Annotated in this window: 22 protein-coding genes and 1 riboswitch; of the genes, 14 read left to right on the top strand and 8 right to left on the bottom strand. The window is 59.5% G+C overall.

Features of this window, described 5'->3' with window-relative positions:
* Nucleotides 1–104 precede the first annotated feature (104 nt).
* From ACR0IK_RS10180 to ACR0IK_RS10160, 5 genes are read left to right on the top strand one after another with little or no spacing between them, the layout of a single operon-like run.
* Entirely contained in the window at nt 105–1943 is a 1839-nt protein-coding gene (locus tag ACR0IK_RS10180; RefSeq protein ID WP_480591928.1) for an ABC transporter ATP-binding protein, read from the top strand.
* Entirely contained in the window at nt 1940–3772 is a 1833-nt protein-coding gene (locus ACR0IK_RS10175; RefSeq protein WP_480641391.1) for an ABC transporter ATP-binding protein, read from the top strand. The genes ACR0IK_RS10180 and ACR0IK_RS10175 overlap by 4 nt, the downstream gene beginning before the upstream one ends.
* Before the next feature lie 57 nt (nt 3773–3829).
* Nucleotides 3830–5059, top strand: a complete 1230-nt coding sequence (locus tag ACR0IK_RS10170) for a class I SAM-dependent RNA methyltransferase (RefSeq protein ID WP_480641390.1) — start codon at nt 3830–3832, stop codon at nt 5057–5059.
* A 20-nt stretch (nt 5060–5079) separates the two neighbouring features.
* Nucleotides 5080–5865, top strand: coding sequence for an ion transporter (locus tag ACR0IK_RS10165; RefSeq protein WP_480591921.1), 786 nt, complete (start codon nt 5080–5082; stop codon nt 5863–5865).
* Between the two features lie 56 nt (nt 5866–5921).
* A complete protein-coding gene (locus tag ACR0IK_RS10160; RefSeq protein WP_480591917.1) occupies nt 5922–6440 on the top strand; it encodes a L,D-transpeptidase family protein in 519 nt (172 codons plus the stop codon).
* Here ACR0IK_RS10160 and ACR0IK_RS10155 read toward each other — a convergent pair.
* The 7 genes from ACR0IK_RS10155 to cysQ form a co-directional block, all read right to left on the bottom strand.
* Nucleotides 6424–7869, bottom strand: a complete 1446-nt coding sequence (locus ACR0IK_RS10155; RefSeq protein ID WP_480641389.1) for a nodulation protein NodH — start codon at nt 7867–7869, stop codon at nt 6424–6426. The two genes, ACR0IK_RS10160 and ACR0IK_RS10155, sit on opposite strands and share 17 nt — an antisense overlap.
* Before the next feature lie 6 nt (nt 7870–7875).
* Entirely contained in the window at nt 7876–9576 is a 1701-nt protein-coding gene (locus ACR0IK_RS10150; protein WP_480641388.1) for a DUF5927 domain-containing protein, read from the bottom strand.
* Nucleotides 9573–10559 carry a glycosyltransferase family 2 protein gene (locus ACR0IK_RS10145; protein ID WP_480641387.1) on the bottom strand — a complete coding sequence of 329 codons (987 nt, stop codon included), beginning with the start codon at nt 10557–10559 and terminating at the stop codon, nt 9573–9575. The genes ACR0IK_RS10150 and ACR0IK_RS10145 overlap by 4 nt, the downstream gene beginning before the upstream one ends.
* A 166-nt stretch (nt 10560–10725) precedes the next feature.
* Nucleotides 10726–11763 carry a glycosyltransferase family 2 protein gene (locus tag ACR0IK_RS10140; protein WP_480641386.1) on the bottom strand — a complete coding sequence of 346 codons (1038 nt, stop codon included), beginning with the start codon at nt 11761–11763 and terminating at the stop codon, nt 10726–10728.
* A 7-nt stretch (nt 11764–11770) separates the two neighbouring features.
* Nucleotides 11771–12754: a UDP-glucose 4-epimerase GalE gene (galE, locus tag ACR0IK_RS10135; protein WP_480641385.1), complete on the bottom strand. Its 984-nt coding sequence runs from the start codon at nt 12752–12754 to the stop codon at nt 11771–11773.
* 68 nt (nt 12755–12822) lie between these two features.
* A complete protein-coding gene (locus ACR0IK_RS10130) occupies nt 12823–13623 on the bottom strand; it encodes a 3-deoxy-manno-octulosonate cytidylyltransferase (protein WP_480591897.1) in 801 nt (266 codons plus the stop codon).
* Nucleotides 13623–14420, bottom strand: a complete 798-nt coding sequence (cysQ, locus tag ACR0IK_RS10125; protein WP_480591894.1) for a 3'(2'),5'-bisphosphate nucleotidase CysQ — start codon at nt 14418–14420, stop codon at nt 13623–13625. Before cysQ ends, ACR0IK_RS10130 begins: the two co-directional genes overlap by 1 nt.
* 122 nt (nt 14421–14542) lie before the next feature.
* On the opposite strand from cysQ, the gene ACR0IK_RS10120 reads away from it, so the two are divergent.
* Entirely contained in the window at nt 14543–15364 is an 822-nt protein-coding gene (locus ACR0IK_RS10120) for an ABC transporter permease (RefSeq protein WP_480591891.1), read from the top strand.
* Here ACR0IK_RS10120 and ACR0IK_RS10115 read toward each other — a convergent pair.
* Complete coding sequence (locus tag ACR0IK_RS10115; protein WP_480641384.1) at nt 15361–15963, bottom strand: alpha-ketoglutarate-dependent dioxygenase AlkB family protein; 603 nt, start codon at nt 15961–15963, stop codon at nt 15361–15363. The two genes, ACR0IK_RS10120 and ACR0IK_RS10115, sit on opposite strands and share 4 nt — an antisense overlap.
* A 212-nt stretch (nt 15964–16175) precedes the next feature.
* On the opposite strand from ACR0IK_RS10115, the gene dnaK reads away from it, so the two are divergent.
* From dnaK to ACR0IK_RS10075, 8 genes are all read left to right on the top strand, one after another.
* Complete coding sequence (gene dnaK, locus ACR0IK_RS10110; protein WP_480641383.1) at nt 16176–18086, top strand: molecular chaperone DnaK; 1911 nt, start codon at nt 16176–16178, stop codon at nt 18084–18086.
* Between the two features lie 74 nt (nt 18087–18160).
* Nucleotides 18161–19315 carry a molecular chaperone DnaJ gene (gene dnaJ, locus ACR0IK_RS10105; protein ID WP_480591880.1) on the top strand — a complete coding sequence of 385 codons (1155 nt, stop codon included), beginning with the start codon at nt 18161–18163 and terminating at the stop codon, nt 19313–19315.
* 131 nt (nt 19316–19446) lie between these two features.
* Nucleotides 19447–19553, top strand: a riboswitch (TPP riboswitch).
* Between the two features lie 46 nt (nt 19554–19599).
* The gene (gene thiD, locus ACR0IK_RS10100) at nt 19600–20403 is read left to right on the top strand and encodes a bifunctional hydroxymethylpyrimidine kinase/phosphomethylpyrimidine kinase (protein WP_480641382.1); all 804 of its coding nucleotides are present in this window, start codon (nt 19600–19602) and stop codon (nt 20401–20403) included.
* Nucleotides 20400–21377: an FAD-dependent oxidoreductase gene (locus tag ACR0IK_RS10095; RefSeq protein WP_480641381.1), complete on the top strand. Its 978-nt coding sequence runs from the start codon at nt 20400–20402 to the stop codon at nt 21375–21377. Before thiD ends, ACR0IK_RS10095 begins: the two co-directional genes overlap by 4 nt.
* Nucleotides 21361–21555 carry a sulfur carrier protein ThiS gene (gene thiS / locus ACR0IK_RS10090; protein WP_480641380.1) on the top strand — a complete coding sequence of 65 codons (195 nt, stop codon included), beginning with the start codon at nt 21361–21363 and terminating at the stop codon, nt 21553–21555. Before ACR0IK_RS10095 ends, thiS begins: the two co-directional genes overlap by 17 nt.
* A 2-nt stretch (nt 21556–21557) precedes the next feature.
* Nucleotides 21558–22322, top strand: a complete 765-nt coding sequence (locus ACR0IK_RS10085) for a thiazole synthase (protein ID WP_480641379.1) — start codon at nt 21558–21560, stop codon at nt 22320–22322.
* Nucleotides 22319–22915, top strand: coding sequence for a thiamine phosphate synthase (locus tag ACR0IK_RS10080; protein WP_480641378.1), 597 nt, complete (start codon nt 22319–22321; stop codon nt 22913–22915). The genes ACR0IK_RS10085 and ACR0IK_RS10080 overlap by 4 nt, the downstream gene beginning before the upstream one ends.
* Nucleotides 22912–23874 carry a ThiF family adenylyltransferase gene (locus tag ACR0IK_RS10075; RefSeq protein WP_480641377.1) on the top strand — a complete coding sequence of 321 codons (963 nt, stop codon included), beginning with the start codon at nt 22912–22914 and terminating at the stop codon, nt 23872–23874. The genes ACR0IK_RS10080 and ACR0IK_RS10075 overlap by 4 nt, the downstream gene beginning before the upstream one ends.
* Nucleotides 23875–23885: the final 11 nt, after the last annotated feature.

Genomic DNA, 23885 nt, shown 5'->3' with positions numbered 1-23885 from the left:
ATCTGGTTCGGCTAAAGCCGGAACACTTTGACCCGTAAGGGTGGTGTTCTGGCGCCATCTGTTTTCGCACGTCCTGAATTTCCTGCTCAATCGGAGCACCCTCCATGTTTCGCTATTTCGAAAACCTAGTTGACCCTTTTGTTGCGTATGAAGAGACCGACACGCCGCCCACGCGGTTGTGGCCGTTCATGCTGGACTATTCCCGGCCGTTCGTGCGGGTTTTCTTCTGGGCCGCGCTGATCTCGGTCATTGTTGCGGCAGTCGAGGTCGGTCTGATCTATTACATGGGTCGGGTTGTTGACCTGTTGTCCGGGTCACCTGCCGAGGTCTGGCAGGCCCACGGCACTGAACTGATCCTGATGGCTGTGTTCGTGCTGCTGCTGCGCCCGATGCTGCATGTGGTCGACGTGCTGTTGCTGAACAACACGATCCTGCCGAACTTCGGCACCCTGATCCGCTGGCGGGCACATAAGCACGTGCTGCGGCAATCGGTGGGGTGGTTCGAGAATGACTTTGCCGGTCGCATCGCCAACCGGATCATGCAAACACCGCCCGCGGCGGGTGAGGCGGTGTTTCAGGTGTTTGACGCCATTTCTTTCTCGCTGGCCTATCTGATCGGGGCGGCGATCTTGTTGATGGCGGCAGATCCACGGCTGCTTCTGCCGCTGCTGATCTGGCTCGTGCTCTATGGCCTGCTGGTGCGCTGGACAGTGGCGCGGGTTGGCCCGGCATCGCAGGCGGCGTCCGATGCGCGCTCAGCGGTAACGGGTCGCGTCGTAGACAGCTATACCAACATCCACTCGGTCAAGATGTTTGCCCATGACGATCAAGAACTGGACTATGCCCGCGAAGCCATCGAGGAAACCCGCCGGACCTTTCAGGTCGAGATGCGAATTTTCACCATCATGGATGCGGTTCTGGTCACGCTGAACGGTCTGCTGATCGTCGGCGTTGTCGGCTGGGCGATTGCCCTGTGGATGCAGGGCAGCGCCTCTGTCGGTGTGGTCGCTGCAGCCACCGCGCTCACGCTGCGGCTGAACGCGATGACCGGATGGATCATGTGGGCACTGACCAGTTTCTTCCGCCAACTGGGTGTTGTGGCCGAGGGGATGGAGACAATTGCCCAACCCATCGATCTGTTGGATGCGCCAGCGGCTAAACCGTTGCAACTCACCAAAGGACAGATCGACATTCGCGACCTGTCGCACCATTACGGGCGCAAGACAGGTGGCCTGGATCATATCAACCTGACAATTCATCCCGGCGAAAAGATCGGGTTGATCGGGCGGTCTGGTGCCGGGAAATCGACCCTAGTAAAGCTGCTTTTACGGTTTTACGACGTGGAAAAGGGGGCGATCCTGATCGACGGGCAGAACATTGCAAGCGTCACGCAGGACAGTTTGCGCAGTCATATCGGTATGGTGCAGCAGGACAGCGCTTTGCTGCACCGCTCGGTGCGGGACAATATTCTCTATGGCCGTCCCGAGGCCACCGAAGAGCAGATGATCGGCGCTGCAAAACAGGCTGAGGCGCATGAGTTTATCCTCGATCTGCAGGACCCGCAGGGGCGCACCGGCTACGACGCGCATGTAGGGGAACGCGGCGTGAAACTCTCTGGTGGTCAGCGGCAGCGGGTGACGTTGGCGCGGGTGATCCTGAAAGACGCGCCGATCTTGTTGTTGGATGAGGCGACATCCGCCCTGGATTCCGAGGTCGAAGCATCGATTCAGGAAACTCTCTACGGCATGATGCAAGGTAAAACCGTGATCGCTATTGCCCACCGACTGAGTACGATTGCCCAGATGGACCGCATTCTGGTCATGGATGGCGGCCGGATCGTGGAACAGGGCGGACATTCCGAGCTGTTGGCGCATGGCGGGCTTTACGCCCGGTTCTGGGCGCGGCAATCTGGAGGCTTCCTGAACCCGGAGGCCGCGGAATGAAGGTTGCCGACCTGATCGATCCGTTCAAAAACACTGAAACGCCCCCGCCGCAAACGCTGGGGGCGTTTATTCGCTGGTGCCTGTCGGGTGCGTGGCCGATGATTTTTGTTGCGGCCTTTTTCTCGGCCTCGGCGGGCGCGATGGAGGCCGGGACGGCCTGGATGCTGGGACTCGTGATCGATCTTGCAACCGAGAGCGGGCCACAGAACATCCTGACAGGCAGCAATTTGTGGACGATTCTGGGTGTTGCCGCTTTTTTCATGCTGTTGCGCCCGGTGTTTTTCGGGTTTTCGGCGTTTTCGAACAACTATGTCGTCATGCCCAACATCCCACCTCTGGTTCTGGCGAAGCTGAACCGCTGGACGCTGGGCCAGTCGGTCATTTATTTCGATGACGATTTCGCGGGCCGAATTGCTCAGAAACAAATGCAGACGTCGAACGCGATGGCCTCGGTGGTGTCCGAGACGATCAGCGCAATTGTGTTCGCCTTGGCCTCACTTGTAGGCTCTTTGCTTTTGTTAGGGTCTATTCACCCGCTGGTAATCCTGCCCTTTGCTGCCTGGCTGTCGGTCTATTTCCTGCTGATCCGCTGGTATCTGCCGCGCATTCGCGTGCGGTCCTCGGCGCGGGCGGGAGCGCGGGCGATGGTGTCGGGGCAGGTGGTCGACACGATCACCAATATCAAGACCGTCAAGCTGTTCGCTCATTCCGCGTTCGAGGATCAGGCCGCGCGAAGCTCGATGGTCGATCTGCGCGAGAAAATGCTGGCCTTCGGCAAACTGTCTGCCAGCTTCCGCTTTATTCTGATGGTATTGGCAGGTGTTCTGCCAGTTCTGCTGATCGGTGCAACGCTGTTGCTGTGGCGCAACGGAGTTGCGACGGCGGGGGATATTGTGGCTGCGGGTGCGATCTCGATCCGTGTTTCGCAGATGACCGGCTGGGTCAGTTTCACGCTGATGGGGCTCTATGCCAATGTGGGCGAGATCGAAAATGGAATGAAAACGCTGGCCAAGCGCGAGCGGGTCGAGGATGTGCCCGACGCGACCGGCCTGACCGTAACGGCAGGACAGATTGATTTCGACCATGTCAGCTTTGCCTATGGCCGCGATGTGGGCGGTGTATCTGAAGTGACCATGACCGTTCACCCGGGAGAGAAGCTGGGCATTGTTGGCGCCTCGGGGGCGGGGAAATCGACTTTGGTGTCGCTGCTACTCAGGCTCTATGACGGGGAAAATGGCGCAATTCGCATTGACGGGCAGGATGTGCGCCATGTGACGCAGGACAGTCTGCGCGGGCAGATCGGCATGGTTACGCAGGAAACCGCGATGTTCAATCGATCAGCACGTGAGAACATCCTGTATGGCCGCCCGGATGCCAACGAGGATGAGATGATCGCGGCCGCCAAAAAGGCCGAGGCGCATGAGTTTATTCTCAGCCTGCAGGATGCCCATGGTCGCATCGGCTATGACGCGCATCTGGGCGAGCGCGGTGTGAAGCTCAGCGGTGGACAGCGGCAGCGGATCGCCCTGGCCCGTGCCATTCTCAAGGACGCGCCGATACTGGTGTTGGACGAGGCGACGTCCGCGCTGGATTCTGAGGTCGAAGCCTCAATCCAGACAGCGCTTCACCGGGTGATGCAGGGCAAAACCGTGCTGGCGATTGCACATCGCTTGTCCACGCTCAGCGAGATGGACCGGATCATTGTCTTGGATGAAGGGCGGATTGTGGAGACAGGCACTCATGACGCGCTGTTGGATCAAGGCGGGCTCTATGCCCGGTTCTGGCACCGTCAATCCGGCGGGTTCATTCAGGCTGAAGCCGCCGAATAACGCGTATTGCGTTCAAAGGGGTTTTGTTGCGCGCAAAGCCCCGGTATCAGGCCTTCCATGACGCAGCAGTTCACCATAACCCGCTTGGGCCATCAGGGCGATGGCATCGCCGACGGCCCCGTTTACGCACCCCGGACCCTGCCGGGTGAGGTGGTCAGCGGCACGTTGGTTGGCCAGTTGCTGACCGATATCCGGGTTGAAACGCCCTCGGATCAGCGGGTGAAGGCTCGGTGCCGCCACTACAAGGCCTGCGGTGGCTGTCAGTTGCAGCACACCGCGGATGAATTCGTGGCCGATTGGAAGGTCGAGGTAGTGCGTAGCGCCCTGACGGCGCAGGGGTTGGAGGCGCCGATGCGTCCGATCCACACCTCTGCGGAACGCTCGCGCCGCCGGGCGACAATCGCGGTACGACGGACGAAAAAGGGCACGCTGGCCGGGTTTCATGGCCGCGCCTCGGACACGATTACCGAGATTCCTGACTGTCATTTGCTGGACCCGGCCCTGATCGCGGCCATTCCGGTGGCCGAAGCGCTTGCTGTTCTGGGTGGCAGCCGCAAGGGTGTATTGGCGGTGACTTTGACCCTGTCCGAAGGCGGTCTGGATGTGGCGGTCAAGGGCGGCAAGCCTCTGGATGGTCCTCTGGAACTGGCGCTGGCGCAGGCAACCGAGAAACACGGGCTGGCGCGGCTGAGCTGGGATAGTGAGGTGATCGCGATGCGCCATCCTCCGGTGCAGCGGTTTGGCGTGGCCGGGGTTGTGCCGCCGTCGGGTGCGTTCCTGCAGGCGACAAAAGACGGTGAACAGGCTCTAATGCAGGCGGTTTTGCTGGCCACGCAGAGTGCAAAGCGGGTTGTTGATCTGTTTGCAGGCAGCGGTACCTTCTCACTGCCCCTGGCCGAAACTGCCGAGGTCCACGCGGTCGAAGGTGAGGCCGCGATGACCGACGCCCTGGATCAGGGCTGGCGTCGTGCGCAAGGCTTGAAACGCGTCACCACCGAGGCCCGCGATCTGTTCCGCCGCCCGCTGATGCCGGATGAATTGAAGAGCTTTGACGCTGTCGTCATCGACCCGCCCCGCGCAGGGGCCGAGGCACAGATATCCGAACTGGCGCAGGCGCAGCGCCCGGTGATCGCTTATGTGTCGTGCAATCCGGTCACTTTCGCCCGGGATGCAAAAACGCTGGTTAACGCGGGCTACACCCTTGAATGGGTACAGGTGGTGGACCAATTTCGATGGTCATCACACACCGAACTGGCCGCGCGGTTTGTCTTGGGGCCCACATCATGAGCACACAGGAGAAAGTCACAATGGGATTCAATCAACGCCTGCTTGGCATCATTGAAAATCCCATCTTCGGCCGGTTCATCACCGGGGTCATCATTTTCAATGCAATTTTGCTGGGGATGGAGACATCACCCACCCTGATGGAGGCCGCCGGCCCCTTGATCGTGACGCTTGACAGCATCTGTCTGACCATCTTTGTGGCCGAGATCGCCATGAAATTGCTGGCCACTGGGCGGCGGTTCTTTCTAAACGGCTGGAATGTCTTTGATTTCATCGTCGTCGGCATTGCCCTGATTCCCAGTGCCGGGGGGCTGTCGGTGCTGCGGGCGCTACGAATATTGCGGGTTTTACGTGTTATCTCGGTGGCACCCCGCCTGCGGCGGGTTGTCGAAGGCTTCATTTCGGCTCTGCCGGGCATGGCCAGCGTGTTCCTATTGATGGCGATCCTGTTCTATATCGGTGCGGTAATCTCGACCAAGCTGTTCTCGACGTCTTTCCCTGAATGGTTCGGTGACTTGGGTCAGTCGGCCTATACGCTGTTCCAGATCATGACGCTGGAAAGCTGGTCGATGGGCATCGTGCGCCCGGTCATGGAGGTGTACCCGTATGCCTGGGTGTTCTTTGTGCCCTTCATCATGGTCACCACCTTTGCGGTGGTGAACCTGCTGGTGGGTCTGATCGTGAACTCGATGCAGGATGCACACCATGCCGAGGATGAGGTGAAAACCGACGCCTATCGTGATGAGGTTTTGGAACGGTTGGAAAGCATCGAACGTCGTCTGACCGAACAATCACACAGCAAAAAGTGATTTCAGTTTTTCCATTTTCTGGCATAATGCTGAAAAAAATGAGCAGGCAGTGAAACATGGATCGTCGAGCATTTGGATTGGGCGCAATGGCAACGCTGAGTCTTTCAGCTTGTGCCTCGGCAAGCCCCAGATTTCTAACTTATGATGGACCCGAAGTGACCTCACTGGTCATCAACAAGGGTGCGCGGAAGATGTACCTTCTGCACAATGAGAAAATCCTCAAATCATACGATGTCAGACTTGGGTTTGCTCCGACGGGGACAAAGACCCAGCGTGGCGATGGCCGCACGCCCGAGGGCAGCTATCTGATTGATCGGCGCAACCCCAATAGCAGCTATCACCTTTCGCTGGGCATTTCTTATCCAAATTCGAATGACATTGCGCAGGCCAAGGCGGCGGGTGTGGATCCGGGCGGTGATATTTTCATTCACGGTGAGCCCAAGAAACGGTCCGAGCGTAAGCGCGCCAAAAAGACGCCGGATTGGACCGCGGGGTGCATCGCAGTCAAGAATGAAGAGATCGAAGAGATCTATGCGATGGTAAACCGGGGTACGCTGATCACGCTGCGCCCGTAAGCGGCTTCCAAGCCTCGAACCCGAATTGCATGTAATCGCGCTGGTAAGCATCCGCCGCCAGCGCCTCAAGCGTGTCGTCATAAATTTCGGCAAGCGTAAACGGGACATCCGGTGCGCTAAGGCCGGGTGTCGGCGGACGGTCGTGCCCCATCCGGCGCGCCAGATCGGGCAGGGCGGCGGTGATCTCGTCCTCTCGCAGGATCAGGTCGGGGATAGCAAAAGTAGCCATGCCCTCAAGGGCCTGAGATTGGCTGCACCACACACCGTCCACCCGCACCGGCGTCTGTCCGGCCAGGTTTTGCCGCAGAAAGGTGAGGAAGGCAGAAAACGCCTCATGGTGCTGATCGCGCGAATAGTTACCTTTACGCAGCTGGCCGGGGATCGGCATCTTGAACCGGTTGCGCAGCATGTTGCGGATTTTCAGGTAGGCACCGGGTTCGGTGCTGAGGATATAGGAGCAAAAGACCGAATGCGCCCGCGCCAGCGGGTGCCGCAGCACGGTGAATTTCCGGTGTCCGGGGTGGGCCTGCAGCCAGCGCCGCGTCTGTTTGCGGTTCTGATTTGTGATCAGCTTGTCGGTCTTGGTCGCATCAAGATCGGCCAGCCACTGGGTCACGGGTCCCTCGATCCCGCCGCGTATTGGCAGGTACATCAGCGGCGTTTCAGGTGTGGCGACATAAGTGCCGATCGCGGGCCCGCGACGGGGCTCAAAATTCGGAGTGCGGTGCAGATTGAAACTGTCGATCCGGGCCAGCGCCTGCTCGGCCTTTTCCGGATTAGTCACCTTTGACAGGGCCGTTTCAGGGTTCTGCGGCTTGATCGTGTCGTCGATCGAGGACAGCCGCGACGGAACCCCCAGCCATGCGGCCAACCCATTCAGAACGTCCAGATTGGTCAGGTCGTCATAGGCGATGTAAAACGCGGTCTGCCCGGAGATTTGAAGCGCGTTGAGCAGCAGAAGTTGAAACTCCTGCTGCTGGTCCAGGTACTTCTCGAATTCCTGCGGCTCGAATTCAACCTGTGCCTCGCGGCGACGTTTGATGTTCTTCAATTGCCACTGCTTGGTTTCGCGCGCGATTTTCAGCGAAACGTAACTGTCCAGCGGGTTGCGCGTCAGGATGATCTTGGCACAACGCGGGTCGGACAACGCAGGCTCTAATACACGGGGATCGTGCCCCTGAAAGAACCGAAACCCGTTGATCTCACCCGGTGCGGACCTGATCGCCTGGACCAGTTTCATCGGGTCGTCGTCCCGTTCCTCAAGCGTTACGTCCAGCAGGCTTTCGGATTTGAGGCGGCCGATGAAATGCGGGTTGAACGCTTCGCCATGGCAGGTAACCCCGTCCAGTGCGTTCAGGTTGAGTTCCAACAGGTTGGACCCGGTGCGCATCGCGGCAAGAACGATGAAATAGTCAAATTCCGACGTCATCACAGGCTATTGCACCAGATAGGGTTTTTTGAACGGCCGGGCGCGGGCGCCAAACACATCATCGGTGGGGAAGTCGCCCATCAGATAGGGGTGCATCCCCTGATTCTTGAGATTTTGAAGGAATTTCCCGAACCCCGAAAGATCCACCATCAACGGTGCTTTTGTCAGGTGGCTGGCGCGTGAGGTACCGATTTCCTCGATCACCGTCTGCAAGGGCTCCATCGGAGATTCCACAAACTCGGCCAGCGACCAGATACGCACCCGCGCCTTGGTCCAGACCGAGTTCAGAACCTCAAGCTGTTTGGTCTCGATTTGCTGCAGGCGGGCGGCTTCATTGCGGATGTCGGCAAAGTTCCTGTTTGACCGAAACAGCGGGATCGCCCAGGCCCCGGTGATGACCGAGATTTGCGCGTTCCTGTCCCGGGTCAGAAACCAGTTGATTTGCTGGGTATCCGCGGGACCGAACTGAAAGCACTGCCGCTCGCCTCGGGTGTTCCAGATCAGGTTTGAGACAAAGGCCGTGGGGTTATAGTCCCTCAGAACGGCGCAATCGCTGAGCGACCCGTTGATAATCGATTGACCTCCGGAAAACTCGGCACGTTCGGGGCCGAACAGATGCCCGTGCACGCGCGCACCCGTGGTTTCGGTCAGCCAGGGCTCGAACCCTTCGAACAGCTCTGTAAAGCCTTGGAACACCGAATAGGGGAAAGAGGTAAGTCCATTCTCGCTGCCGTGGCGCGGGAAGCGACTTTGCATATACAGCCCGTCGCGCCCACAGGTCCGACGCTCGACCGCTTTGGAAAACACACGGTCGATCTTGCCCGGGTTGGGCTCGGCCGGTCGCATGGCGCTGTTCTGATCGGTCAGGAAGGATTGATACAACCGATCTGCGTGCGGCCAGATTTTCCGCGCCACGAAGCAGTCTGAGCGGCGCAGCAGCTGCAGATGGTCGTCATAAAAGATATGCGGCCGACCCTGATAGTCGAATTTGGACAGGGTCAGCGACCGGCTTTCGATATGGGTGGAATAGAGCCGCGCCAGCGTCTGAAAATAGCTTTCATCCGGAATCCAGACACGCCGGAAATAGCGGTCATAAGTCTGTCGCCTGGGGTCCTGCAGAATGGCCGAGAGGGTCTGGCGAGTCAGGCACCACCACTGGCTGCCCATATGCGGCACCAACCCGTCGGGGATTTTTCGGCGTATGCCGAGCGCGCGCTGCAACTTCACATAGGCGTCGAACAGTTTGCGGTTCCTGCGCCAGGAAAACGGGAACCGCAGGGTGAATCGTTCCTGATCCAACCCGCCAATGGTCCAGCTGACATCGGCGGTGGTGGCGCTTTCGACGAAATCAACGCGGGGCCGGTCCGCGAGATAGTCGATCAGTTCTTCTACCGGCCGCAACGGCAGGCAGGCGCCTGATGACAGGTAGACATGATGCACGTCCGGAAAGGTGCTAAGCATCAGTTCCGCAGCGGATTGCGAGGCCGCAACGATGCCCCAACTACCCCATTCGCAGACATGACGGTCGGAAAACCGGATCAGCGGGTCGTTGGCGCATGAAGCGGTGAATTCGGCGTAGACCCGGGCGGGCACTTTGCGGTCCACGTGGATCACCACCGGGCAGCCTGAGGCTGTCCAATGGCGCGCCACCTGCTCGGCCCGGTGCAGCGCCGTGTGGACCAGCATGATGACGCCCAGACGGCTCATGCCCAGTTTCCTTTCGACATCAGGCCAAGGATCTCAAGCTGCCGCCAGTTGATGAGTTTCTCGGATTGCTCGCACCAGAAAACCGGCTTGTCCCCCAATCCCTCGGCATAAGCGCGGTACTCGCCCGACCGGCGGAAGTGCTGGCGGCGCTGCATCTCTTCCTGCGCCTTTTCACCCAAAGTGTTGATGAGCTTGGCATGCAGCAAGGCGCCGCTGGCCTTTTCGCCGCCCCATTCGTCATAGACCTGGTTCAGCCCGCGCGGCAGCAGCGAGTGTGTCGAACTGACATAGACATAGCGCCGGTCCCATTTGACCAAAGGGATCTTGTTCAGCGCCGGCGCCTTCAAGGGGGTGTCACGGAAAAACACCCGCGCGCGCGGGCCACCCTGAATCCACAGATTCCCGTAATCCGGGTTTTTGGTGATCATGTAATTGCCGGAATCGAACCAGCGGGCGATCTCAAACGGATCCTGCCCCTCACGATAGGGTTCCGCATCCACCGGCCCCCGCGGGTACATGTCGATCAGCATGGTGCCGAAACTGCGCACAGCGCAGCCATCCAGCCAATCGGTCAGGGCACCGATCGGGCGGGTGTCGCAGAACGGGTAGATGAAGAACTCATCCGGATCGACGGTCAGGACCCAGCGCCCATGCGCGTATTTGCGCAGCAGGTAATTAGACCAGTCCAGCCCGAACGAGGCTCGTTTGTAGCTGGCTTGCGCGTGCCAGACTGAGGTATCGGGCTGACTGACCAGATATTCGCGCGATCCGTCATCGCTGTCATTGTCGACGAACAGAAAATGGTCGATGCCCAGCTTGCGGTAATAATCCAAGAAATAGGGCAGGCGGATTTTTTCGTTTCGCAACACGCTCATCAACAACACGTCGTTGCTTCGGATGTTGGCGGTTTTGTCGGACACCGGCTTCAGCTGTCGCTGTTTCAGAACGCAGCGCGCAAGGCGGCGCTTGCGCCGCAATCTCATTCGGTATGAATCCAACAGGCTCACGCGTGCGCTCTGCCTTTTTTGTTCCGCGAGCTTGCCCGGGGGCTGGACGATCCAGAGTGGTGCCGGGCAATTGCCGATTTATGCCACCTTTGCATCTTTCATAGCAACGCATTTAAAATTGGTTAGTCACATATGCGGCATTTCAGCAAATATTCCCCATAAGGCCCAGTTTCTGCAGTTGGGCCCAGTCTTGAAAGCGGACCGATTGGGGCGTCCACATGTCGGGACGGTCGGCGATTGCATCATAATAGGCAGCAAACTGGTCGGGATCGTGGAAATGCTGACGCCGCGCTTTCTCGGATTTTGACTTGCCGACCACTTCAGGCAGGAATTTGGTGTGCAGCAACACCCCTGCAGGGGTGTTGCCCCCGGGTCCGTCATAGATCGCGTTCAGATACCGGGGCAGGGCCGAGTGGCACGAGTTCACAAAGGCATAGCGTCGCGACCACCGGACCAGAGGGATTTTGTTCAGCGTCGGCGAATGGCGGGGCCGGTCGGCAAAGAACATGCGTTCCCGCGCGCCGCCCTGTACCCACAGGTTGCCCAAAGGGCTTTGCCGCTGCGCCCGGTAGGGGCCGGGATCGAACCAGTTCAGAACCTCGGTCGGGTCGGTTTCAGGGTCAAAGCTTTGCGTACCCAGCGGACCCTTGGGATAAAGATCCAGCATCAGCGCGCCAATGGCGGCACGGCCTTGCCGGTCAAGCTCTGCGGTCAGGTCCTGCAGGGGTTTGCTGTCGTGCTGGGGATAGATCAGCAGCTCATCAGCATCCACCATCAAGGTCCAGTGACCATGCCCATAGCGCATTTGCAGCCATGTCAGCCAATCCAGCCCGTATCGCGCCTCGCGATAGCTGGTCGGGGTTTGCCACAGCGACGCATCCGGCTGATCACGCAGGAAATCGACCGAGCCGTCATCGCTGCCGTTATCCACGATCAGAAAATGATCTACCCCCAGCGCGCGATAGTGGCGGAAGAACCACGGCAGGCGGTTGAGTTCATTGCGCAGCGTGGTGAATGCCAGAACGGCACCGGGCCTGATCTGTGCAGTCTGATCGTTCAGGCTGGTCAGTTGATGGCGGCTGCGGAAGGATCGCCACAGCAGCCGCCGCCGTTTCAGACGCAACCGGTATATCTGCACCCATCCTATGGGCGGAAGAGTATCGGTTGCACGGTCGGTCATGGGCGGCTCATTTCGCGTAATTGCCGTTCTGATGCCAGCGCCAGGCATCGCCGATCATTGTCTCTAACGTTGATTTTTTCGGCGTCCAGCCCAGCTCTTGCCCGGCGCGGACCGAGCCCGAGACCAGTTTGGTGCAATCCCCGGCGCGGCGGGGGCCGATAGAATACGGCACCTCGCGATTGGTGACGGTTTTGGAATGGCCGATTACCTCCATCACCGAAAAGCCCGAGCCGGTTCCCAGGTTAAACACTCGGCTGCCTTTGCCCTGCTCCAGCCAATTGAGACCCAGCACATGCGCGTCGACCAGATCGCAGACGTGCACATAGTCGCGGATGCAGGTGCCGTCCGGCGTGTCGTAATCAGTGCCGAACACGGTCAGCCCGTCGCGCTTGCCGTCAATCGCGTCCAGCATCAGCGGCACCAGATGGGTTTCCGGGCGGTGGAATTCGCCCACCTCGCCGTCCGGATCGGCGCCGGCGACGTTGAAATAGCGGAAGATGACGTGATTCAGACCGTGTGCGGCCTGGAAATCGCGCAGGATATCCTCGATGGCGCGTTTCGATGCGCCATAGGCGTTCAGCGGTTCCTGCGGCGTGTCTTCGTCCAGCACCACATTGTCATGTTCGCCATAGGTGGCGCAGGTCGACGAGAAGACAAAGTTCAGGCAACCTGCGGCGACCGCAGCTTCTATCAGGGACAGCGAGCCGGTGACGTTGTTGGTCCAGTATTTGCCGGGTTCGGACATGGCTTCACCCACCTGGCTGAGGGCGGCAAAGTGCATCACGGCGGCAGGTTTGTACTTGGCAAAGACCTCATCCAGTCGGGCGCGATCCAGCAGGTCACCCTGTTCAAACGGGCCGAATTTTACTGCGTCCTGCCAGCCAGTGATCAGGTTGTCATAGGTCACTGGTGTATAGCCTGCCTGCGCCAGCGCCTTGCAGGCGTGCGATCCGATATATCCGGCACCGCCGGTTACAAGAATGTTGGTCATCTATTCTTCCAGGTTTATTAACTGTGCACAGCTACGCCGTCAGGCCTATGTCGATTGGGGGAATAACCTCACTCCAACCCCATGGCGGCCATCATTTCTTCCAGCTTGGGGACGTCCTGAGGGTTGTTCAGCTCCCAGAACTGGCGGCCTTTGGCCTCGACCTCGACGCACAGAACCTTGCGGCCGTTTTCCATGAAACGCAGCTGTTCCAGCCCTTCCAGTTGCTCCAGCGGACCAACGGGCCATGCGGGGTAGGCGGCCAGCGCATCGGGGCGATAGGCATAGACGCCGACATGGTGGAAAACCGGGGTTGCGTCGTCTCCGGCAAAGGTTTCGGCGGTATAGGGGACGACCTCTTTCGAGAAATACATCGCGCTGTTGTCGGCGGCGAACACCGCGGTGGTGCCGCCGACGCGCCCGTTCTTGCGGTCGTTCAGCAGGCTGTTCAGCGCGTTGCCGTCACAACGCAGAACCGGTGTCGCTACCCCGGCTTCGGGCGCGGCGCGCAATCCGGCGATCAGGTCTTCAACAAACCAGTGTGGGGTCAGCGGCGCATCGCCCTGCAGATTCACCACGATGTCGTAACCGGCACCAAGCTCAGTATGCGCTTCGGCGCAGCGTTCGGTGCCATTGCCGCAGGTTTCCGAAGTCATCACAACCTCGGCCCCGAAGCCTTCGGCCACCTCGCGGATGCGGTCGTCATCGGTGGCGACAACCACCTTGTCGACGCCCGAGACCGAACATGCCGCGCGCCAGGACCGTTCGATCAGGGTCATTGCATTGCCACTGGCGCCGGTCAGCGGGACCAGCGGTTTGCCCGGATACCGGGTCGAGGCGTAACGGGCGGGAATGGCGATCAGAACGGACATCAGGCCTCCTTCAGCTCAACGCCCGGAGCGTAAGCGATAAAGAACGGGTTTGCATATTCGTCTTTGCCATAGGTCAGCGGTGTGTGGTCATCAAAGCGCACAACCTTACCGCCGGCGCCCGCCAGAACGGCGTGACCTGCGGCGGTATCCCACTCCATCGTGCGACCTACACGGGGATACAGATCGGCCTCACCCGTTGCCACCAGACAGAATTTCAGCGACGAGCCCGCGCTCTTGCTGTCCTGTACCTGGTATTTGTTGATGTAATCCTCGGTCGCCTGATCCCGGTGCGATTTCGACGCCACGATCAACAGCGCCGAATTGTCTGGTTTAGAGACTGATATCGGCAAAGCATCCCCGGCTTGCGCTTTGTCCAGCGCGCCGGTTTCTTCGACCGATTGACCATTGGCCTGCGTATAGAACATGCGCTCTTTCGCAGGCGCATAAACCACGCCGCGGGTTGGAACGCCGTTTTCCACCAGCGCGATGTTCACCGTGAAATCGCCGCGGCGGTTGATGAATTCCTTGGTGCCGTCCAGCGGATCGACGATCAGGAACGTGTCACCCTTTTTCGAATGTGAAGCGGCCTGTTCCTCGGTCACCAGCAGGATGTCGGGGAAGGCGTCGCGCAGACCGGCCGAGATCAACGCATCGGCGGCCTCGTCCGCTTCGGTCACAGGGCTGGCGTCGGATTTGACTTTGACGTCGAAATCATCCGAATTGTAAATCTCCATGATCTTGTCGCCCGCTTCCAGGGCCAGACGTCGAATGACGGGGATGAGGGCGTCGTAGGTCACAAAAATGCTCCGTTCCTGCGATTTGTTGATCGAATATCCTGACGGCCTTATGATGTGCCGGTTACGGATCGGCAAGAAATTCGTGGCAGATTACAGGCGAAAAAACGGGAAAGACGCTTCGGGTGTATTATTTCAAGCGAAACCAGACATTACTGGGCGGCGCGTTCACAACCGCCGAGCTTATTTTCCATGCCGTTGTGCGCAGTGTGCGATCACAACACAGCAACGCGGTGCTGGCCATCCTGGTCAATATTCTGCAAGTCCTGGCCCTGGTCGCGGTGATTTACGTGATCATGTCCTTCATGGGCCCGCGTATTGCCAGAATCCGGGGCGAGTTCGTTTTGTATCTGCTGTCCGGCGTTTTCTTGTTTGTGACGCATATCAGATCTGTCAGTTCGGTGGCGGGGGTCAGCACCGGGGGTAACCCGATGATGCTGCACTCGCCGATGAACATGATGGTCATGTTGCTGGCGACCGCGTTCGGCACGCTCTATACGCAGATGGTCACAATCATCATCATACTGTTCCTTTACAGTGTCACTGTGTCGCCAATTGAGATTCAGGACCCAGGCGGTGCTTTTGGGATGTTGATACTGGCCTGGTTCACCGGATGTTCCGTCGGTGTGGTATTCATGGCCCTGAAACCATGGTTGCCAACCGTTTCCACGATTCTAAGCAACATCTACCGCCGTCTGAACATGATCTTTTCGGGGAAAATGTTTCTGGCAAATGCGTTGGGTGGCGCCACGCTGGCCATGTTTGCGTGGAACCCACTGTTTCACATCATCGACCAGTGCCGAGGGTTCGTGTTCCGCAACTACTTTCCCCGCAACACCAGTTGGGAATATGCGCTTTGGGTTGGGCTGGCCTTGCTGCTGATCGGGCTTTTGGGGATCTTTTTCTCGCGTCAGCATGTATCCCAGAGCTGGAGCGCGCGCCGCTAGCCTGCCACGCGCAGGGTCAGATTGATCCGACCACCCTTGGGCAGCAGTTTCGAAGACCCGAACCGGATACGGTCAATCCCGTGATATGTCAGCCGGGCCGGGCCGCCCATGATCACCACGTCGCCGGAGTTCAGCCAGATCGACTCGGTCTTGCCGCCGCGCGTCTGGTTGCCGATGCGAAACAGCGCGTCATCCCCCAATGAGATCGACAGCACCGGCCAGGAAAAATCGACCTCGTCCTTGTCCTGATGCAGCCCCATCCGGGCACCTTCACCGTAATAGTTGATAAGACAGCAATCGGGGTCGCGGTCAGGGCTGGCCAATTGGTGCCAGATATCAAGGATGGGATCGGGGATCGCGGGCCAGTCCGCCCCTTTGGGGTGCTGTTCTTGGTATCTGTATCCGGCCCTGTCGGTCACCCAGCCCAGCGACCCGGCCGAAGTCATGCGCACCGACATCTCTTTGCCCGAAGGCGTCACTGGCCGAAACAGGGGGGCCGATTTCAGAATCGGGCGCAGTACCTCGATCAACTGCACTTGGGCTGCGCTGTCCAGATAGCCTTTCCTGATTTCAAAACCGCGCAAAAGTAGTCGCGCCATTCAAGATTCCCCAATCCTAACCAAAACCTTGCCAAAAAGGCTGCAGATTCCCGAAAACCTGCCTTTTACACCGCTTGCAGGGCTCGTTTCACGCCCTTATATACGCCGGGACGCGCGATGGTGTAGGACCGTTCGTGCAAATCAGATCGGGGCCGGGTGCCATAACGGGTTCGGACCTCGGACATCGCCTTGAAGAGAAAGGGATTGAACATATGGGAAAAGTAATCGGAATTGACCTCGGGACCACCAACTCGTGTGTGGCCATCATGGACGGCTCGCAGCCCAAGGTCATCGAAAACGCAGAAGGGGCGCGGACCACGCCCTCGATCGTCGCCTTCACCGAAGATGAGCGACTGGTCGGTCAGCCTGCAAAGCGTCAGGCGGTCACCAACCCCGACAACACGATCTTTGGCGTCAAGCGTCTGATCGGTCGTCGTGTGGATGATGCAGAAGTCGAAAAAGACAAGAAAATGGTGCCGTATGCCATCGTCGATGGCGGCAATGGCGACGCGTGGGTGGAAGCTCGCGGTGAAAAGTACTCCCCAAGCCAGATCTCGGCCTTCACTCTGGGTAAGATGAAGGAAACTGCCGAGAGCTATCTGGGTGAGGAAGTCACGCAGGCGGTCATCACCGTTCCGGCCTATTTCAACGACGCACAGCGTCAGGCCACCAAGGACGCCGGTAAAATCGCCGGTCTGGAAGTGCTGCGGATCATCAACGAGCCGACTGCTGCCGCGCTGGCCTATGGTCTGGACAAGCAGGAAACCCAAACCATCGCGGTCTATGACCTTGGTGGCGGTACCTTCGACGTGACTATTCTGGAAATCGACGATGGCCTGTTCGAGGTCAAGTCGACCAACGGTGACACCTTCCTGGGTGGTGAAGACTTTGACATGCGCATCGTCAACTACCTGGCGGACGAGTTCAAAAAGGAACACGGTGTCGATCTGTCTGCCGACAAGATGGCCCTGCAGCGTCTGAAAGAGGCCGCTGAAAAAGCCAAGATCGAGCTGTCCTCGACCTCGCAGACCGAAATCAACCAGCCGTTCATCTCGATGGGCTCGAACGGTCAGCCGCTGCACATGGTCATGAAACTGACCCGTGCCAAGCTGGAATCGCTGGTCTCGGACCTGATCAAGAAGTCGATGAAGCCTTGTGCCGCTGCTCTGAAAGACGCCGGTCTGTCGGCTGCCGACGTGGACGAAGTTGTTCTGGTCGGTGGCATGACCCGGATGCCGAAAGTGATCGAAGAGGTCACCAAGTTCTTCGGGAAAGAGCCGCACAAAGGTGTGAACCCGGACGAAGTGGTTGCCATGGGTGCCGCCATTCAGGCCGGTGTTCTGCAGGGTGACGTCAAAGACGTGGTTCTGCTGGACGTGACCCCGCTGTCGTTGGGTATCGAGACGCTGGGTGGCGTGTTCACCCGTTTGATCGACCGCAACACCACGATCCCGACGAAAAAGTCTCAGGTCTTCTCGACCGCCGAGGACAACCAGAACGCCGTAACCATCCGCGTGTTCCAGGGTGAGCGTGAAATGGCTGCGGACAACAAGATCCTCGGTCAGTTCAACCTCGAAGACATCCCGCCCGCACCGCGTGGCATGCCTCAGATCGAGGTGACTTTTGACATCGACGCCAACGGTATTGTCTCGGTTTCGGCCAAGGACAAAGGCACCGGCAAAGAGCAGAAGATCACCATCCAGGCATCGGGCGGTCTGTCCGACGAGGACATCGAAAAGATGGTCAAGGACGCCGAAGAGAACGCGGAAGCTGACAAGGAACGCCGCGAGCTGGTCGATGCCAAGAACCAGGCGGAAAGCCTCATCCATTCGACCGAGAAGTCGATGGAAGAGCATGCCGACAAGGTCGACCCGACCACCATCGAAGCCATCGAGCTGGCGATTGCCGCACTGAAGGACGAGCTGGAAACCGAAAATGCTGACAAGATCAAGTCCGGTATCCAGAACGTGACCGAAGCTGCGATGAAGCTTGGCGAGGCCATCTACAAGGCGCAGTCCGAAGAGGCCGACGACGAACCTGCAGCGGCAGATGCTGCTCCGGCTGGTGATGACGACATCGTCGACGCCGAGTTCGAAGATCTGGACGGCGATAAGCGTAACTAACGGGTAACCGGGCCAATTCGGGCCGGTCCGGTTGCCGGGCCGGCCCGATTACGTTGAGGCAGAAGGAAACACTGATGTCAAAACGCGACTACTACGATGTGCTCGGCGTGTCCAAGGGCGCATCGGCGGACGAGATCAAGAAGGGCTTTCGCAAGAAGGCCAAAGAATTGCATCCCGATCGCAACAAGGACAACCCGGATGCTGAATCGCAGTTCAAAGAAGCCAACGAGGCCTATGACGTTCTGCGCGATGCCGACAAAAAGGCCGCCTATGACCGATTTGGTCATGCCGCCTTTGAAAACGGCATGGGCGGTGGCGGCGGTCGTCCCGGCGGCGGCTTCGGTCAAGGCGATTTCTCCAGCGCGTTCTCTGATGTGTTCGACGATCTGTTCGGCGATTTCATGGGTGGCCAACGCGGTGGCGCTGGTGGCGGACGTCGGGCCGCACGCGGGTCCGACCTGCGCTATAACCTGCGGGTGTCACTGGAAGAGGCGTTCTCGGGCCTGCAGAAAACCATCAGCGTGCCCGCAGCCGTTGCCTGTTCGGCCTGTGACGGTTCGGGTGCTGAAGGTGGTGTGGAACCAGTCACTTGTCCAACTTGCTCGGGCATGGGCAAGGTTCGTGCGCAACAGGGTTTCTTTACTGTTGAACGCACATGTCCGACATGTTCCGGATTGGGCCAGATCATCAAGAATCCCTGCAAGTCCTGTAGCGGAGCAGGTCGCGTCGAAAAAGAACGCGCGCTGTCCGTCAATATCCCCGCCGGTGTCGAAACCGGTACCCGAATCCGCCTGGCAGGCGAGGGTGAGGCCGGGATGCGCGGTGGTCCTCCGGGTGATCTGTATATCTTTGTCGAAGTGTCCGATCACAAACTGTTCGAACGCGACAGCGTGAACCTGTATTGCCGCGTGCCGGTCAGCATGGCCAAGGCCGCGCTGGGCGGATCGATCGAAGTGCCGACCATTGACGGTGGCCGTGGTCGCGTGCAGATTCCGGCCGGTAGCCAATCGGGCCGTCAGATGCGCTTGCGCGGCAAGGGTATGCCTGCCCTGCGCGGCGGCGGTGTTGGTGACATGTTCATCGAACTGGCTGTGGAAACTCCGGTCAACCTGACCGCTCGCCAGAAAGAACTTCTGCGCGAGTTCGACGATCTGGGTGAGGATAACCACCCGGAATCGAATAGCTTTTTCTCTTCCGTCAAGTCCTTTTGGGACGGGATGAAAGGCTGAGTCTGCATCCAGTAATTGTAATAAATGAGCCGGTCCAATGGGCCGGCTTTTTTTCACCCCATAAGTCCAGTTTGCCTGTCAACTGCGCCAAAATTGGCCCTTGATTCCCCTGCCAACCCCTGAGATTGTCCGCCCAACCGTTGGGGTGCCCTGATCAAAGGGCTGAGAGGCGTGAATGCGCTAACCCATCGAACCTGATCCGGGCAATACCGGCGTAGGGAACGGTCTCACAGTGCTAAGACGTTTTCCATGCCCCGTTGCCCATTTTGAATTGGAGCAACGATATGGCGCATATTGCCCTGACAATTGCGGGCTCGGACAGTGGTGGCGGGGCCGGGATACAGGCAGACCTCAAGGCGATGTCCGCCTTGGGCGTGTACGGCGCCAGCGTGATTACGGCAGTGACGGCGCAGAATACCCAAGCGGTGACGGCAGTGCATGGGATACCGCTGGATGTGGTGTCCGCCCAGATCGAGGCGGTTCTGACCGATCTGGACGTCGGCGCGATCAAGATCGGGATGCTGGCGACGCCAGAGATTATACAAACGGTTGCGGAATCCATTGCCGGGTTTGATGGCCCCGTCGTGCTGGACCCGGTGATGATTGCGAAATCCGGCGATGCGTTGTTGGCGCGGGACGCGGTGCAGACTTTGCGCGATCTTCTTCTGCCGTGCGCTACCGTACTGACCCCGAACCTGCCCGAAGCCGCCTGTTTACTGGGTGGTGCCGAGGCCGACTCTCCCGATCAGATGATCGCGCAAGGGCTTGCCTTGTGTGGGTTGGGCGCGGGTTCGGTGCTGATGAAAGGGGGACATGGCCACGGGAAAATCTGCTATGACTTGCTGGTTGATACCTCCGGTCGGGTGGCCGAGTTCACCGCCCCTCGGAGGGAAACGCGCAATACACATGGCACCGGGTGCACTTTGTCGTCGTCGATTGCGGCTGGGTTGGCTCGGGGCTTCGGCCTGACCGAGGCCGTCGCGCAGGCGCACGAGTACCTGCAAGGGGCCATTGCCCGGGCGGACGGTCTGATGATCGGACAGGGGCACGGGCCGGTGCATCACTTCCACCGGGTATGGTCCGCGTGACGGTCTGGTCGGTCATAGGATCCGGCGTGGCTGGTTTGGCCGTGGCCAGCGAGCTTGTTTCGCGCGGCGTCAAGGTTCAGGTCTTCGATCCCGCTGGCCCGCCGGGTCCGCATGGGTGTTCCTGGTGGGCGGGTGGCATGCTGGCCCCGTGGTGTGAGTATGAAAACGCCGAGGAGCCGGTGTTGCGGTTGGGTCAGGCTGCGCTGGGCTGGTGGGCGAAGCGAACGCCGGTGGACCGGCGGGGCACGTTGGTCGTGGCCCGCCCGCGCGACCTGCCCGATCTGCGCCGGTTTGCCCGCCGGACCGAAGGCTACAGGGACGTCGAGCAGCCCAAAATCGCCAAGTTAGAGCCTGATCTGAACGGATTCAGCAAGGGTCTCCATTTCACGAATGAAGCGCATCTAAACCCACGCCAGGCCTTGCGGGACCTTCATAAGCATTTGCTGGAACACGGGGTTGAATTCCACCGCAAACTCGCTCCATCGCGGCTTGAAAACGCAATCGACTGTCGGGGTTTGCACGCCCGCGAAGTGCTGCATGATCTGCGGGGCGTGAAGGGTGAGATGCTGGTGATCCGCTGCCCGGACGTGACCCTGACGCGGCCCGTGCGTCTGCTGCATCCAAGGATGCCGCTTTACATCGTACCCCGTGGCGACGGTATTTACATGCTGGGCGCGACGATGATCGAAAGCGAGGACAGCAGCCGCATCACCGCGCGCTCGATGCTGGAACTGCTCAGCGCGGCTTATGCGCTGAACCCCGCCTTTGGTGAGGCCGAAGTGCTCGAGATCGGGGTCGATCTGCGCCCGGCCTTTCCTGACAACTTGCCGCGTATCCGGCGGCTGGGGCGCACGATTTATGCCAACGGACTATACCGCCACGGCTATTTGTTGGCCCCGGCGCTGGCGCAGGGCGTGGCGGATCTGGCGCTGGATAACAAACATTCGGAGATGGTCGATGAAGATCGAGCTTAATGGTGAATCGCGCGAGGTGCGCGCCGAAACCCTCTCGGACCTGCTGGTCGAATGCGGGTTCTCGGGCCGGGTGGCGACGGCCGTCAACGAGGATTTTGTGCCCTCGGGTCTGCGCATTTCCTACAAACTGGCTGATGGCGACCGGGTCGAGGTTGTTGCGCCGATGCAGGGGGGGTGAAAATGAAGAGCTTCTACGGCACCCAACTGCCCAACCCTCTGATGCTGGGTACGGCGCAATATCCCAGCCCCGCGATCCTGGAACAGGCGTTTCGGGACAGTGGTGCCGGGGTTGCCACTGTGTCGCTGCGGCGCGAAGCCGGGGCCGGGCAAACCTTTTGGCAGATGATCCGCGATCTGGGCGTGCTGGTCCTGCCGAACACCGCCGGATGCCACACCGTCAAAGAGGCCGTGACCACCGCCCATATGGCGCGGGAAGTGTTTGACACCAGGTGGATCAAGCTGGAACTGATCGGTCACACCGACAGCCTCCAGCCGGATGTATTTCAACTGGTCGAGGCCGCACGCGTCCTGACCGGGGACGGGTTTCAGGTTTTCCCCTACACCACTGACGACCTGATTGTGGGAGAACGTCTGCTGGCGGCGGGTTGCGAGGTTCTGATGCCCTGGGGCGCGCCCATTGGGTCAGGCCGGGGCTTGAACAACGTATACGCTCTGCGCGCGATGCGGGCTGAATTCCCGGAGGTACCGCTGGTGATCGACGCCGGGATCGGACTGCCCAGCCATGCGGCGCAGGCGATGGAGCTGGGATATGACGCGGTTCTGCTGAACACCGCGGTGGCCCGGGCCGGAGATCCTACCGCCATGGCCCGCGCGATGATGCTGGCGATTGAAGCCGGACAATTGGCCTATCAGGCTGACCCGATCGAAGCGCGCGATATGGCGGAACCCTCCACCCCGGTGATCGGAAAGGCCTTTCTGTCATGACCCTCGACCGGTTTTACCCGATTTTCGACCACTCGGATTGGCTGCGCCAGATGCTGCCCTTGGGTGTGAAACTGGTACAGTTGCGGATCAAGGACCAGCCCGACACGGTGGTGCGCGACCAGATTGCCTTGTCGCGCGACCTTTGCCGCCAACATGGCACGGTTCTGGTGATCAACGATTACTGGCAGCAGGCGATTGAGGCCGGGTGTGACTGGATTCACCTCGGGCAGGAGGATCTGGACGAGGCCGATCTGACTGCCATCCGCAAGGCGGGGCTGAAACTGGGTGTCTCGACCCACGATGACGATGAGTTGGAGCGGGTTCTGGCGATAGACCCGGACTATGTGGCGTTGGGTCCGGTCTATCCGACGATCCTGAAAAAGATGAAGTGGCATCAGCAGGGCTTGCCCCGGGTCACCGAATGGAAGGCGCGGGTGGGTAAAATCCTTCTGGTCGGTATCGGCGGGATGAGCGTTGAACGCGCGCCGGGTGTGTTGCAGGCGGGGGCCGATATCGTATCAGCCGTCACTGATATCACGTTGAACGCTGATCCAGAGGCCCGCGTGCGCCAATGGATCGAGGCCACGCGATGAACCGCTACTCTCGTCAGACAATCCTGCCCGAGGTCGGGTCAGAGGGACAGGCCCGCCTGTCCGTCGCGCGCGTTCTGGTGGTGGGCGCGGGCGGGCTGGCTGCCCCGGCGCTGCCACTACTGGCGGGGGCTGGGGTAGGTCAATTGACCATCATGGACCGTGATGAGGTCGCGCTGTCGAACCTGCACCGGCAGACGTTGTTTGCCGAGGCAGACAGCGGCCGTTCGAAGGTTGAGGTCGCGGCGGATCGCTGTCGATCCCTGAACGCGGAAGTCATTGTGATTGCCAAAAAACAGACTCTGACAAATAAAAATGTGACTGAATCCGTGGAACAGGTTGATTTGGTTCTTGATTGCGCTGACAGCTATGCGGCCAGCTATGTCCTGTCTGACACCTGTTTCGCGCTCGGTAAGCCTTTGATTTCAGCATCGGTGCTGGGGTTCACGGGATATGTTGGCGGCTTTTGCGGTGGAGCGCCGTCCCTGCGGGCGGTCTTTCCCGATGCACCTGACAGCGGTGCAAGCTGTGCGACGGCTGGTGTGCTCGGCCCCGTCGTGGGAATTATCGGCGCGTTGCAGGCGCAGATGGCACTGAACCTGATCCTTGGCCTTCAGCCTTCGCCGCTGGGACAGATGTTGCAGATCGATGGGCAAACGTTCCGCAGCACCACATTTCGCTTTGACGGAGCTCCCGAGCCAGAACGGCGCTTTGCTTTCATTTCGGCCAATCAACTGACCTCAGAAGACCTGATCATCGAATTGCGCGGTCCGGATGAGGTCCCAGATCCGATCCATCCCAATGTCCGGCGCGAATCCGTGGAGTCACTCAAATCAGAGCCAAATAAAGGGAAAAGACTGGCGCTTTGCTGCGCTACCGGCCTTCGCGCGTGGCGGGCCGCTGAAGAACTGCAACCGGATTGGCCGGGCGAGATTGTCCTCGTCGCGGCCTCGACCTCATGAGCGAAAAGGAA

The sequence above is a fragment of the Ruegeria sp. BF7 genome (assembly GCF_056538605.1).
This window is presented reverse-complemented; position numbering and strand designations above follow the sequence as displayed.